Here is a 13,587-nt window from a genome sequence, read left to right as displayed (position 1 = left end):
ATATACATAATAAAGTATTCAATAAGGCTTAATTTATAGAGCGTATTTTCTAAATATTAAATAAGCGTAACTTTTTGATATAGAAAGTAGTTTGATTTTTGATATGATTAAAGAAAGCGAAATTGTAGTAACATTTCAAATAGAGGTGAACACATGTTAACAACTGAAAGATTAGTTGAATTATTAAAATTAGAATTAATAGCTGGGGAAGAAGGATTAAATAAACCTATTAAAAACACAGATATCTCTAGACCTGGTTTAGAAATGGCTGGTTACTTCTCACATTACGCTTCAGACAGAATACAATTATTAGGTACGACTGAGTTATCATTTTATAATTTACTTCCAGATGATGAACGTCAAGGAAGAATGAGAAAATTATGTCGACCAGATACACCTGCAATTATAGTAACAAGAGGATTAGAGCCTCCTGAAGAATTAGTTGAAGCAGCAAAAGAATTAAATACACCACTTATTGTTGCTAAAGATGCAACGACAAGTTTAATGAGTAGATTAACAACATTTTTAGAACATGAACTAGCAAAAACAACATCATTACATGGCGTACTAGTTGATGTTTATGGTGTAGGTGTTCTCATAACTGGTGACTCTGGTATCGGTAAAAGTGAAACAGCATTAGAATTAGTTAAAAGAGGACATAGATTAGTTGCTGATGACAATGTTGAGATCAAAGAAATTACTAAAGATGAATTAATAGGTAAACCACCAAAATTAATAGAACATTTATTAGAAATACGTGGTTTAGGAATCATTAATGTGATGACATTATTTGGGGCGGGCTCAATTTTAACTGAAAAACAAATCCGTTTAAATATTAATTTAGAAAACTGGGATAAAGAAAAGTTATACGATAGAGTCGGCTTAAACGAAGAGACTTTACGTATTTTAGATACTGAAATCACGAAAAAAACAATTCCTGTAAGACCTGGACGAAACGTTGCAGTTATTATTGAAGTTGCTGCTATGAACTATCGTTTAAATATTATGGGAATAAATACAGCAGAAGAATTTAGCGAACGACTTAATGATGAAATTGTTCGTAACAGTCATAAAAGTGAGGAGTAATAAGTTTATGGATTTAACTTTGAGTTATATTGATCCTGTCGCATTTCACCTAGGTCCATTACAAATACGATGGTATGGAATTATAATTGCTTGTGGTATCTTAATAGGGTATTTTGTAGCACAAGAAGCTTTGAAGAGAATTGGTCTACATAAAGACTCATTAGTAGATGTTATCTTTTATTGTGCCATATTTGGTTTTATTGTAGCTCGTATATATTTTGTAATATTCCAATGGCCATATTACATGCAAAATCCAGGAGAAATACCTAAAATATGGCATGGCGGTATAGCTATCCATGGAGGATTAATAGGTGGCTTTATTACAGGAGTTATCGTATGTAAATTAAAAAATTTAAACCCATTCCAAATTGGAGACATTGTCGCACCGAGTATTATTTTAGCTCAAGGTATCGGACGATGGGGCAATTTCATGAACCATGAAGCACACGGCGGTATAGTATCTAAAACATTCTTGGAACAACTTCATATACCTCGATTTATTATTAATAATATGTATATTGATGGTCATTATTATCATCCAACATTTTTATACGAATCAGTATGGGATGTGTTAGGATTTATCTTATTAATTTCGATTAGAAAGCATTTGAAACTAGGAGAAACATTCTTCTTATATCTAATTTGGTATTCAATAGGTCGTTTCTTTGTTGAAGGACTTAGAACAGACAGCTTGATGTTGACAAGTCATATAAGAGTGGCACAATTAGTATCGGTTATACTTATCATTATTAGTATTATTTTAATTATTTATAGACGATATAAATTTCAACCACCTGTTTATAAAAATGCTGGTCCATTAAGTTGGCCAAAGCAAAAGGTGTAGATTTTCAATGAGAAAACTCCAAACACATGATAGATATCAAAAATCGTCGATTAATCCATTATGGCAAATATATCGACTAATACGTTTTCCAAAAGTGTTTAAACAAACATTAATAATTGAAATTTGTCGAGTAATGCCAAATTTAAAATTAAAAAATGTTATCTATCGTAAGTATTTAAAAATGAATATTGGCAAACAAACTGTATTCGCATATAAAGTAGTACCAGATTTGTTTTATCCCGAATTAATAACTGTTGGCAACAATAGTGTGATTGGTTATAATACTACAATATTAACGCACGAAATTTTAGTGGATGAATTTAAATATGGTAAAGTTCAAATAGGTCATAATACATTAATAGGTGCTAATGTGACAATATTCCTGGAGTAACTATTGGAAGTCATGTCACCATTGGTGCAGGAACAGTTGTCTCAAAAGATGTGGCAGATTGCGCATATGCGATTGGTAATCCTATAAAAATAAATTAAAGATGGAGGTGACAATCTTTGGCAGATAAAAACAATAAAATTATTTCAATGGCTTTTGATGAACCGTTTTATCGTAAAATGGCTCATCAGAAGTGGAAGCAACAAGATTATAAAAAAGCAGTCGATTATTACGGTAAAGTGCTAGAATTGTCACCTGAGGATTTTGATATTCAATTAAACTATGCTCAATGTTTAGTAAAACTAGGTTTTGGAAGCCAAGCTGAAAAGGTATTTTATGAAAATATTATAAATGATAGACGTAAGGCAGATAGTTTTTATGAGTTGAGTCAGTTAAACATTGAATTAAATGAACCAAACAAGGCATTCTTGTTTGGTATTAATTATGTATTAATTACAGATGATCAAGATTTCCGAGATGAGCTTGAACAAACATTCGATGTGTCGTATTCAAACGAACATCAAATAGAAATCGAAGCACAACTATTTGCAGTACAACTATTATTTCAATTTTTATTTTCACAGGGACGTTTAGAAGAAGCGAGAACTTATATTTTAAATCAAGATGAAGATATTCAAAATCATCGAGTGATAAAAAATTTATTAGCGATGTGTTATTTATATTTAGGCGAATATGATATAGCAAAGGACATGTTTGAAGAGTTACTAAATGAAGATAATTCAGATGTTCATGCACTGTGTCATTATACGTTACTACTTTACAATACAAATGATATGGATAAATATAAGCGTTACTTAAATATTTTAAACAAAGTCATGCCAATGAATGACGATGAAAGTTTTAAATTAGGTATTGTCTTAAGTTATTTGAAACAATATCATGCTTCTCAAAAATTATTGCTTCCTTTATATAAAAAAGGGAAATTTGCTTCTATTCAAATGTTTAATGCCTTAAGCTACAATTATTATTACCTAGGAAATAAAGATGAAAGTATTCAATTTTGGAACAAGTTATTACAAATTTCTAAAGTTGATGTAGGTTTTCCACCATGGGTAATTGAAGAAAGTAAACATGTATTTGATCAACGTATTTTACCTTTATTAATGGACGACGATAGTCATTATAGATTATATGGTATATTCTTGTTGAATCAATTGAATGGTAAAGAAATATTGATTACAGAAGAAATTTGGGCCGTATTAGAAACGATGAATGATTATGAGAAACTATATTTAACATACTTAGTTCAAGGTTTGACACTAAATAAATTAGATTTCATACATCGTGGCATGGTCAAATTATATCAATTTGATGAATTTAGAAATGATACATCTTTATTTGTTCAATGGATAGATCAAGCTGAATCAATTATTGCAGATCAAGCTGATTTAACAGAATTAGATAGATATTTAGGTGCGTTCTTATATTTGTATTATCAACATACCAACCAAAAATTGACTAAAAAGCAAATAAAAGAATGGTTTGATATAAGTAATTATAAACTTGATAAAACGATAACTTATATTCTGAGCATATAAATTTATGAAATACTTATTTTGATATATAATGCGTTTAATGATTATTAAGTAGGAGGGCAAGTAAATGACTGAAGTAGATTTTGATGTAGCAATTATAGGTGCAGGCCCTGCTGGTATGACGGCTGCAGTTTATGCATCACGTGCAAATTTAAACACTGTTATGATTGAACGTGGTATGCCAGGTGGCCAAATGGCAAATACAGAAGAGGTAGAAAACTTTCCAGGATTTGAAATGATTACTGGACCAGATTTATCTACAAAAATGTTTGAACATGCGAAAAAATTTGGCGCTACTTATCAATATGGTGATATTAAATCAATAGAAGATAAAGGCGACTATAAAGTAGTTAATTTAGGAAACAAAGAAATTACTGCACATGCAGTTATTATTTCAACTGGTGCTGAATATAAAAAAATAGGCGTACCAGGTGAACAAGAATTAGGCGGACGTGGCGTAAGTTATTGTGCAGTATGTGATGGTGCATTCTTCAAAAATAAACGTTTATTTGTTATCGGCGGTGGTGACTCAGCAGTTGAAGAAGGTACATTCTTAACAAAATTTGCTGATAAAGTGACGATTGTCCACAGAAGAGACGAATTACGCGCACAAAGTATTTTACAAGATCGTGCATTTAAAAATGATAAAGTTGATTTTATTTGGAGCTATACATTAAAAACAATAAATGACAAAGATGGCAAAGTAGGATCAGTAACTTTAGAGTCAACTAAAGATGGTTCAGAAGTAACATACGATGCAGATGGCGTATTTATTTATATTGGTATGAAACCATTAACTGCACCATTCACTGATTTAGGTATTACAAATGAAAATGGTTATATTGTAACTCAAGCTGATATGAGTACAGATGTACCTGGTATCTATGCTGCAGGCGACGTAAGAGATAAAGGTTTACGTCAAATTGTAACAGCAACAGGTGACGGTAGTATTGCTGCTCAAAGTGCGGCTGATTATATTGAAAGTATTAAAGATAAATTAGAAGCTTAAATATCTTTTATAACAAGAAATAAAGCTAGAGCAATAGGAGGATTATAACAATGATAATCCATTTGTTGTTCTAGCTTTTTTATAAGTATTGATTACATTCCTTTGTGAAAATGAGTGTGGTATGATGAACCTATTAATATATGAATATCAACTGAACTGGCGGTGAACCGATAAAATGGTAAATTCTGAAAAAGAAATTGGGAAAAGTGAATTACTTGTTGTCACTGGATTATCTGGTGCAGGTAAATCTTTAGTGATTCAAAGTCTGGAAGATATAGGTTATTTTTGTGTAGATAACTTACCACCCGTACTATTACCTAAATTTGTTGAATTGATGGAACAAGGTAATCCATCATTACAAAAAGTGGCTATTGCAATAGACTTAAGAGGTAAAGAACTTTTTAAATCATTGGTTAAGGAAATTGATTTAATTAAAAGTAGAAATGACGTTATTGTAGATGTCATGTTTTTAGAAGCAACAACTGAAAAATTAATTTCAAGATATAAAGAATCTAGAAGAGCACATCCATTAAATGAAAAGGGACAACGTTCACTTATTGATGCTATTAATGAAGAACGTCAACATCTTTCACAAATTAGAAGTATTGCAAATTATGTCATAGACACAAGTCAACTTAAACCTAAAGAATTAAAAGCTAGAGTAGTTAATTACTATGAAGATGAAAACTTTGAAACATTTACAATAAACGTCACTAGCTTTGGTTTTAAACACGGTATACAAATGGATGCAGATTTAGTATTTGATGTTCGATTTTTACCAAACCCATACTATGTTGAAGAACTACGTCCATTAACAGGCATGGATGAAGAAGTTTATACGTACGTTATGAAATGGAAAGAAACCGAAATCTTCTTTGATAAATTAACTGACTTATTGAAATTTATGATTCCTGGTTATAAAAAAGAAGGCAAGTCACAGTTAGTCATAGCAATTGGCTGTACTGGAGGTCAACATCGCTCAGTAGCATTAACTAAACGTTTAGGAGAATATCTTAACGACGTTTTCGATTATAAAGTATATGTTCATCATAGAGATGCACATATTGAAAGTGGAGAACAACGATGAGAAGAATGAAAGTAGTTTTAATTGGCGGAGGGACTGGTTTATCTGTATTGGCAAGGGGTCTAAGAGAGTTTCCTATAGATATTACTGCCATAGTTACTGTTGCTGATGATGGTGGAAGTACGGGTAAAATTCGTAATGAAATGGATATCCCAGCACCTGGTGATATAAGAAATGTGATTGCTGCACTGAGCGACTCGGAGTCTGTACTAACTCAATTATTCCAATATAGATTTGAAGAAAATCAAATTAGTGGTCATTCTTTAGGAAATTTATTGATTGCGGGGATGACAAATATTACTAATGATTTTGGACATGCTATTAGAGAACTAAGTAAAGTTTTAAATATTAAAGGTAAAGTAATTCCATCTACCAATACAAGCGTTCAGTTAAATGCTATTATGGAAAATGGTGAAATCGTATATGGCGAATCAAAAATTCCGAAGAAACAAGAAAAAATAGAAAAAGTCTTTTTAGAGCCAGATGATGTAGAACCTATGGAAGAAGCGGTTGAAGCGTTAGAAGAAGCTGACTTGATTGTATTAGGTCCTGGATCACTATACACGAGTGTTATTTCTAATCTTTGTGTCAAAGGGATTTCTAAAGCCTTAATTAATTCATCTGCACCTAAATTATATGTAGCTAATGTTATGACTCAACCTGGTGAAACAGACGGCTATACTGTGAAAGAACATATTAATGCATTGCATCGCCAAACAGGTCAATCATTTGTAGATTATGTTATTTGCTGTACCGATCAATTCAATGAGAATGTTTTAAGAAAATATAAAGAGAAAAATTCTGATCCTGTTGATGTAAATGTTGAAGAATTAAAGCAAGATGGAATAGAAGTCATTACGGCTTCAAATCTAGTCGAAATATCTGATGAACATTTTGTAAGACATAATACAAAAGTGTTATCAACATTAATTTATGAAAAAGCATTAGATCTTATTAGTACAATTCAATTTGATCCAAATGATAATCGTAAATAATATTTTAGTTATTGGATACAGATGAAACTTGTTTTTTATTGAAAGAAAAAATATTGAGATGAAGATATTTAATCCATTTTGAAATAAAATTAAAAAATGTAGTTATTATCTTATAAATCTAAAGGGTAATGTTAGAAAGGAATGAATGTTCTATGAGCTTTGCATCAGATATGAAAAATGAATTAACTCGTATAGATGTAGATGAAGCTAATGCAAAAGCAGAGCTCAGTGCATTAATTCGTATGAATGGGGCATTAAGTCTATCCAATCAACAGTTTGTGATTAATGTTCAAACTGAGAATGCAACTACCGCAAGAAGGATATATTCCCTGATCAAACGTATTTTTAATGTAGAAGTAGAAATATTAGTACGTAAAAAAATGAAATTAAAGAAAAATAATATTTATATTTGTCGTACAAAAATGCGAGCAAGAGAAATTCTTGATGAGCTAGGTATCTTAAAAAATGGTGTATTTACACATGAAATAGACCCAGACATGATTCAAGATGATGAAATGAGACGTAGTTATTTACGCGGCGCATTTTTAGCAGGTGGATCAGTCAATAACCCGGAAACATCATCATACCATTTAGAAATATTTTCCCAATTTGAAAATCATTCTGAAGGTTTAACGAAGTTGATGAATAGTTACGAATTAAATGCGAAACATCTTGAGCGTAAAAAAGGTAGCATTGTTTATTTAAAAGAAGCAGAAAAAATTTCCGACTTCCTTAGTTTAATTGGTGGCTACCAAGCACTGTTGAAATTTGAAGATGTAAGAATCGTCCGGGATATGAGAAATTCAGTAAACCGATTAGTGAATTGTGAAACAGCAAATTTAAATAAAACAGTAAGCGCTGCAATGAAACAGGTTGAAAGCATTCAATTAATAGATCAAGAAATAGGTTTAGATAATTTACCAGATCGATTAAGAGAGGTTGCCAAGTTAAGAGTTGAGCACCAAGAAATTTCCTTAAAGGAATTAGGGGAAATGATATCAACTGGCCCCATATCAAAATCAGGTATGAACCATCGTTTAAGAAAATTAAATGAATTAGCTGACAAAATTCGAAATGGTGAGAAAATAGAATTGTAAAAAAGAACCCCATTAACGTGGGATTCTTTTTTGTAAATATATAATAGTTGCTTATTTTAGCCCCCTCGAAGGAGATTTATAAATGCTATAACTATGGTGATTAAAGCATTTGAAGTCCCTACAGAGTCCCTAAACTACATCTTTTCTAAAATATTAGTCGTTTTTGTTTCTTCTTCACTGTATTTTTCTTCTAATAAATGTGAGTAAACAGATGTAGTAATTGCTATATTTTTATGACCTAACCGTTTTGAAATATAGTAAATAGAAATACCTTTGGCTAATAAATATGAACAATGTGTATGTCTAATAGCATGTGATGTAATGATAGGTATTTCATTTACTTCACATGCTTTTTTTAATGTTTTGTTTATTGCATTCACAGTAATAATACTACCAGTATCTTTAAAAATGTAACCATCATAACTGATGATTAAATTATTTATCATATCTAAAATATGTTTCATATCTGATTTGGCTACACTTACATATCTAGGAGAAGTATCTGTTTTATGTTCGTTAATATATATTTGATTTTTCAACTGGTTTATATATTCTAATTTCATATATCTAACACCGCTGATTCGACAACCAGTACAAATCATGATAAATAAAGCTAATGCTGATCTACTATTTATAGTTTTTAAATATGCTTTTAACTTTTCATAATCGTTTAAAGATATATATTTTTCTTTTTCTGGCTTAGTCGGATTGCCAGCTTTATAATTCACTTTGTAAGTTGGATTTTTGTGTATTAACCCATCATAAACTGCGTCTTCTAAAGCAGAACGAATAGCACCGTTTGTTTTTCTTATCGTTTCTTTAGCGTGTTCTTTAGAAAAGTCATTTATAAACTTTTGATAGACTTGTTTGTTAATTTTTGATAATTCCGTGTTACCAATTTTATGATCCTGAATATGCTTTAAAGTAAAACGATAATGACGATAAGTGTTTTCATTAACAACTGGTTGTTTATATGTTTTAATCCAGTTCTCAAAGTATGCTTTTAATGTAATATTGTGGTCTGTATTAAAGCCATTTCGCAACTCATTAAGTTTATCCATTCCTGCAGAATTTGCCTCTCGTTTTGTCCTAAAACCTTTTTTGCGATATCGTTTACCTTCATATTTAAACTCATATTGCCACTTTTCACCATCATAACGTCGTGTTTGCATACTATCTCTCCTCAAAAAGGTAAAAATAATAAGGGTAAGTATATTACCCTTTTAAAATATTCTCAAATTAAACCTTTAAAAATAAGTAATAATATTATTAGAATTACAAAATAAATTAATATGTATATTAAATACCCTTTTATTGTCATTTTCTTTTCTTGAATACGTAGAATTAGATAAAAAGAATGTAAAAACAACATAACGATTATGATGATAGTACTAAAAAGGAAATAAAACATAATAAGAAATAGTCCTTTCTCACATAAGAAATATTAGCTGTTGTTGATTTTGTCGTTGTTGTGATTTACATCTCTTTAATGTATCAATTATTTGAGTTATGATCTAATTTACTTTCGACATTTTTAAGCACTTTTCGTACTTTATAATTAGAAATATTTTTAGGTAAAGCGTATTTAAAATATTTATTTTTATTTGTTTGTACTTCATAAATTACTTCACTTAATTTTATTTTACAATTTAAAATTTTCAAAATTAGTCTCCTTACCAATAGAATCTTAATTTAGTACAAAAAGTCATAAAGCATAATTGCAATAATAAAGATGCACAATGCATATAATATAGTCCATATAGCGTAAGTTCTTTTTAAAATTCCCATTTTTATTTTAAGAAACATATATGCATTGTATACAAATAATAGTATACATATACCACATAAAATAAAAAGCCAATTTATAACTAGAGTCATTTCTACACCTCGAAACTATACTGCTATACTGAATTACTTTTGTTTATATATAAAACCATCACTAGATACAGAATAAATAATAGGGGTAGGTGAACTACCCGGTTATTTATTCTTGAAATAGTAATCAATGTAACTTATAATATATTTAAGATAACTCGAGAAGGATTAGCTCTGGGTCCCCGAATGGGGGTAGGCGTAAGCTGAGAATTCCTATGACCCTGGGGTTATCTTTTTTTTATTTGCTTTTTTAATGTTATCTATCCCCATGATAAATGCTTCTTGACATTTAAGTAATAAACGCTCTTTCAAGTTTTCTTTCTCCATCCCTCAACTTCCTTTGGAAGCATTACATTATCTTTACTTATTAATCCCTCTTATTTCAACATCATATAATTCTTTGTATCTTTGTCTCATTTTACTATCTAAGAATTCTTCGTATGAAGAATTAAAGAAATCAGCAAGAATTAGTGCGTCCTTCATTTTAGGGTCTTTTTGATGATTTTCCCACTCCCATAAATGATGTGGTTCATAATCAGTACCGTAAATTTTATTGAGTTTGTTTGTTAATTCATCGATTTCTAAATTATTCTTTTTACGTAAATTATATAAAGTGTTCATCTTATATTTCTCCTTTATTATATTTATATTAAAGCGCCGCTAGGACGCTGTTAATCAATTTGATGTAGTTCATATACTCTTAACGGCTCAAACGTAATAGAGTAAAATAAAAGGGTACTAAGTACCCAATAAATTATTTGCCTGTTGCGTCTATATAAGTATCTCCATTTGAATCAGTTTTTTTGTGTACCCACTGGAACATCACTTTTACCAAACGCTGATGGGTGACCACCAGAATGGTTTTGTGGCACTTGTTCCATTTGTGACTCGTTATGCGTAGTAGGTTTTGCTCTATTCCATTCATCAATTTCAGCTTGTGTCATATAACCTTTATTGTTTTGTGGATTTTGATTGTTGTTACTTTGTTGCTGATTATTTTGTTGTGTTACTTGAGCTTGTTTACCTTCTGTGCGTTCATTATTACCGTTGTTGTCTTGTGCTTTGCCATTGTCGTTTTTAGATGTGCTTTCAGATTCATTGTTAGCAGTATCATTATAACTATCATCTGAACTAGCTTGTTGTTTATCGTCGCTAAAAGTGTCGTTTGATTTTTCTTTGCTATCTGCTTTTTTATCTTTCTTTGAATCATTAGGTTTCTTGTTTGATTTGCTTTCAGACTTCTTATTATCACCTTTATTTAAAAAATATCTTATCTTCATCGTAAGCATCTACAGAATTTGCAATGTATACTCGTGTTTTTAAAATTAAATAATCTTGATTTCTTTTAAAACTAACTTCAGGAAGATTGAATTTAAATTCTTCACTTCTTTGTTCCTCTTTATTAATATTTATGTTTTTGTGTAAAATAAGGGTTTCTAATTCGTTTTCTAATACAGGTATCTGACTGCGTTCATCAGGGTTGTCATACCTTTCTATTAAAGATAGTTCAATTTTATTAACAATTTGAGTTGTATTTCCACCATATAAGTTTATTATTCCTGACAATGAATCGTTAGGTGAAATGTATTCAGATTTGACTAAAGTGTCTACTTTAAGAGAATTAATACCTATAGAAGTTAATAAATTTTCGAACATGATATTTCCTCCTTTAAATCTATTCAGATAATAAAATAACCAAGTGACCTATGAAAGAAAAGAAACCTAATAACAAAAAAGCTAAGGCTATAGTCCTGCAAGTCCTTTTATAGGTAAGCCCTTCCGTCTGCGATAAAAAGAAACTGAAAATAAATAAAAAAATACTAATTAAAAACAAACCGATAATCACATAGATCAATGTATTCATCCCCTTAGATTAAGTTTATTTCATCTTGATCATATGCAGTAACTAAATGTGAATTATATAATTATAAAAAAATAAAATTATATAGTATTATCACGATAATAGAGATAAAAACTATAGTTAATACCGTCCACATGGTATAAGCTCTTTTAGAAATTTGTTCGTTCGCTTTTATAAGTTTATAAATATTGATGATTAACAAAATAACATTTACAATTAGTAAAATTAATAGGCATTCAATAACGAATGTCATCATCTACGCCTCCTTTGGACTTACTGTCTTTTTTTATCAATTTCTCTGGCGTATTTTTGTAATTTTCTGCGTGTTTTTATAATACTTTCCTTTTTAGGACGTGACTTCCTAAAAACATTACCTCTGTTAGTTCTCACGGTATAAAAAATTTTCCTCAGTTTAACTTGATAATTAATTATTTTCATTATATTTCTCCTTTATAAATTTATATTATAGCGTCAGTAGGACGGAGTTAATCAACTCTATGCAATTTGTACACTTTCAACGGCTCAAACGTAATAGAGTAATTACCGTAGTGAGTTTTAATAACCGTATTCAGTTCTCATTATGTGATTATATTCTGCCAACTGCTCTCCTAACATTTCTTCAAGAAATGACATATAAGTTTCCATGTGCCTATGTTCAAACATTGAAATATGATATTCTAATCCACTGTCCATGTGTTCATCAAAGATATCTAATGCAACTTTTGCAGCTTGATAACTAATTTTGAATAGATCTGCCGCATCACCTACACTCAATACATTACGATATTTGTATCTAACATTAAGAGGGAATAGGAGGCATGAGGCAAACGAGTTAGCTTCATATTCCTCTAAATGAGTACGTTGAGAATCTTGGAATATAGGTGTTTTCTCGTAGCTCATACCATCATGTTCCATGATATAGTGACCATATTCATGAGCTAGAGTAAAACGTAATCTTCTATTATATATATTGTCGTTATAAATAATGGCGAATTTATTTCCCTTTTTAATATGAAAAGCCTCATCAGAACCACCGTATGTTTGTAATTCATTTAAAGTGTATCCAGTCATATTACAAAAATCTTCAAACGTAAATAATTCCACATTACTATCATTCTCTATTATTTCTTTAATAGGTAAAGGGAATCTATCTATATAATTAGTTTCAATTAATGCACTTACAGCTCGTGCTGCTTTTAAAAATGAATTTTGATATACAAAATGCAAAATAAAATCCCCTTTATTTGTCTTTAGTGTATTCGTCCCAATTATCGAAGAAAGTTTCAAACATTTTTAATGCTTTTTCTCTATCTTCTTTAGTCATGTTTTTTACGCCACGATGCATAATACGAATTTCTTCATCTTCTTGCTCGCCAGCGTATTCATCTTTTTCTCTTCCTAATAAGTAGTCAACAGATACGTCGAAGTAGTCGGCTACTTTTTGAATTTTATCAATTCCTGGTTTAGTTTTTTTCCATCTTCTTATTTGTCCGTTAGAAAAACCTAAAATCCTCTCTAATTCAGCAAAAGTCAAGCTTTGTGAGTTACATAAGTTGCGTATTCTTTGTACTAAATTCATAAAATTCTCCTATCACAGTTAACTTATTTGTTATTTTAGTTTGACAAATAGCATATAAGTTATTATACTGTATTTAAGCTTTAAATTTAGCCATTAAACAAATAACAAATATTCGTTAGGGAACGAGTGACAGCAACCGATTTAACAGTGCTTAATTGCGTTGTTATAGGTTTATTAAGCTATGCTTAAATATTAGCACAAAAGTTATTTTAA

General features: G+C 30.2%; 13 protein-coding genes and 1 pseudogene. 8 read left to right on the top strand and 6 right to left on the bottom strand.

Annotation, left to right across the window (positions count from 1 at the left end):
- The first annotated feature begins 153 nt into the window (after nucleotides 1-153).
- The 8 genes and pseudogenes from hprK (at nucleotide 154) to whiA (ending at nucleotide 8,059) form a co-directional block, all read left to right on the top strand.
- Entirely contained in the window at nucleotides 154-1,086 is a 933-nt protein-coding gene (gene hprK / locus LFT63_RS05145; protein ID WP_029056491.1) for an HPr(Ser) kinase/phosphatase, read from the top strand.
- Between the two features lie 7 nt (nucleotides 1,087-1,093).
- Entirely contained in the window at nucleotides 1,094-1,930 is an 837-nt protein-coding gene (gene lgt, locus LFT63_RS05140; RefSeq protein ID WP_029056492.1) for a prolipoprotein diacylglyceryl transferase, read from the top strand.
- Between the two features lie 7 nt (nucleotides 1,931-1,937).
- A pseudogene (locus LFT63_RS05135) lies at nucleotides 1,938-2,468 on the top strand (acyltransferase); the annotation flags it as partial.
- Complete coding sequence (locus LFT63_RS05130; protein WP_029056493.1) at nucleotides 2,438-3,877, top strand: tetratricopeptide repeat protein; 1,440 nt, start codon at nucleotides 2,438-2,440, stop codon at nucleotides 3,875-3,877. The pseudogene LFT63_RS05135 and the gene LFT63_RS05130, both read left to right, overlap by 31 nt.
- 64 nt (nucleotides 3,878-3,941) lie before the next feature.
- Complete coding sequence (gene trxB / locus LFT63_RS05125; RefSeq protein WP_340768169.1) at nucleotides 3,942-4,883, top strand: thioredoxin-disulfide reductase; 942 nt, start codon at nucleotides 3,942-3,944, stop codon at nucleotides 4,881-4,883.
- A gap of 175 nt (nucleotides 4,884-5,058) precedes the next feature.
- Nucleotides 5,059-5,970 carry an RNase adapter RapZ gene (gene rapZ, locus LFT63_RS05120; RefSeq protein ID WP_029056495.1) on the top strand — a complete coding sequence of 304 codons (912 nt, stop codon included), beginning with the start codon at nucleotides 5,059-5,061 and terminating at the stop codon, nucleotides 5,968-5,970.
- Complete coding sequence (locus LFT63_RS05115) at nucleotides 5,967-6,962, top strand: YvcK family protein (protein WP_046466468.1); 996 nt, start codon at nucleotides 5,967-5,969, stop codon at nucleotides 6,960-6,962. Before rapZ ends, LFT63_RS05115 begins: the two co-directional genes overlap by 4 nt.
- Nucleotides 6,963-7,114: 152 nt before the next feature.
- Nucleotides 7,115-8,059 (top strand): DNA-binding protein WhiA, encoded by a 945-nt coding sequence (gene whiA, locus LFT63_RS05110; RefSeq protein WP_017636948.1) that lies wholly within the window; start codon nucleotides 7,115-7,117, stop codon nucleotides 8,057-8,059.
- 134 nt (nucleotides 8,060-8,193) lie between these two features.
- Here the strand turns inward: whiA and LFT63_RS05105 are convergent, their stop codons facing one another.
- From LFT63_RS05105 to LFT63_RS05080, 6 genes are all read right to left on the bottom strand, one after another.
- Nucleotides 8,194-9,231, bottom strand: a complete 1,038-nt coding sequence (locus tag LFT63_RS05105) for a tyrosine-type recombinase/integrase (protein ID WP_017636947.1) — start codon at nucleotides 9,229-9,231, stop codon at nucleotides 8,194-8,196.
- A 1,063-nt stretch (nucleotides 9,232-10,294) separates the two neighbouring features.
- The gene (locus LFT63_RS05100) at nucleotides 10,295-10,555 is read right to left on the bottom strand and encodes a transcriptional regulator (protein ID WP_017636944.1); all 261 of its coding nucleotides are present in this window, start codon (nucleotides 10,553-10,555) and stop codon (nucleotides 10,295-10,297) included.
- A 173-nt stretch (nucleotides 10,556-10,728) separates the two neighbouring features.
- On the bottom strand, nucleotides 10,729-11,214 hold the full coding sequence (locus LFT63_RS05095; RefSeq protein WP_029056498.1) for a hypothetical protein: 486 nt from the start codon (nucleotides 11,212-11,214) through the stop codon (nucleotides 10,729-10,731).
- The gene (locus LFT63_RS05090; protein WP_017636942.1) at nucleotides 11,189-11,590 is read right to left on the bottom strand and encodes a sporulation protein; all 402 of its coding nucleotides are present in this window, start codon (nucleotides 11,588-11,590) and stop codon (nucleotides 11,189-11,191) included. Before LFT63_RS05090 ends, LFT63_RS05095 begins: the two co-directional genes overlap by 26 nt.
- Nucleotides 11,591-12,350: 760 nt before the next feature.
- Nucleotides 12,351-13,022 carry an ImmA/IrrE family metallo-endopeptidase gene (locus LFT63_RS05085; protein ID WP_017636939.1) on the bottom strand — a complete coding sequence of 224 codons (672 nt, stop codon included), beginning with the start codon at nucleotides 13,020-13,022 and terminating at the stop codon, nucleotides 12,351-12,353.
- Between the two features lie 13 nt (nucleotides 13,023-13,035).
- Nucleotides 13,036-13,374, bottom strand: a complete 339-nt coding sequence (locus LFT63_RS05080; protein WP_017636938.1) for a helix-turn-helix domain-containing protein — start codon at nucleotides 13,372-13,374, stop codon at nucleotides 13,036-13,038.
- Nucleotides 13,375-13,587 lie beyond the last annotated feature (213 nt).

Origin of the sequence: Staphylococcus sp. FSL H8-0121 (assembly GCF_038008425.1) — a bacterium.
Lineage (GTDB): Bacteria > Bacillota > Bacilli > Staphylococcales > Staphylococcaceae > Staphylococcus > Staphylococcus pasteuri.
Note: the sequence above shows the minus strand (reverse complement) of the source record. Positions and strands in the feature narration are given on the sequence as shown.

Coding starts and splice junctions, on each gene's coding strand:
- LFT63_RS05095 (WP_029056498.1), bottom strand. CDS start 11,214: ATGAAGATAAGATATTTTTTAAATAAAGGTGATAATAAGAAGTCTGAA.
- LFT63_RS05100 (WP_017636944.1), bottom strand. CDS start 10,555: ATGAACACTTTATATAATTTACGTAAAAAGAATAATTTAGAAATCGAT.
- LFT63_RS05105 (WP_017636947.1), bottom strand. CDS start 9,231: ATGCAAACACGACGTTATGATGGTGAAAAGTGGCAATATGAGTTTAAA.
- whiA (WP_017636948.1), top strand. CDS start 7,115: ATGAGCTTTGCATCAGATATGAAAAATGAATTAACTCGTATAGATGTA.
- hprK (WP_029056491.1), top strand. CDS start 154: ATGTTAACAACTGAAAGATTAGTTGAATTATTAAAATTAGAATTAATA.
- trxB (WP_340768169.1), top strand. CDS start 3,942: ATGACTGAAGTAGATTTTGATGTAGCAATTATAGGTGCAGGCCCTGCT.
- rapZ (WP_029056495.1), top strand. CDS start 5,059: ATGGTAAATTCTGAAAAAGAAATTGGGAAAAGTGAATTACTTGTTGTC.
- LFT63_RS05090 (WP_017636942.1), bottom strand. CDS start 11,590: ATGTTCGAAAATTTATTAACTTCTATAGGTATTAATTCTCTTAAAGTA.
- LFT63_RS05115 (WP_046466468.1), top strand. CDS start 5,967: ATGAGAAGAATGAAAGTAGTTTTAATTGGCGGAGGGACTGGTTTATCT.
- LFT63_RS05080 (WP_017636938.1), bottom strand. CDS start 13,374: ATGAATTTAGTACAAAGAATACGCAACTTATGTAACTCACAAAGCTTG.
- lgt (WP_029056492.1), top strand. CDS start 1,094: ATGGATTTAACTTTGAGTTATATTGATCCTGTCGCATTTCACCTAGGT.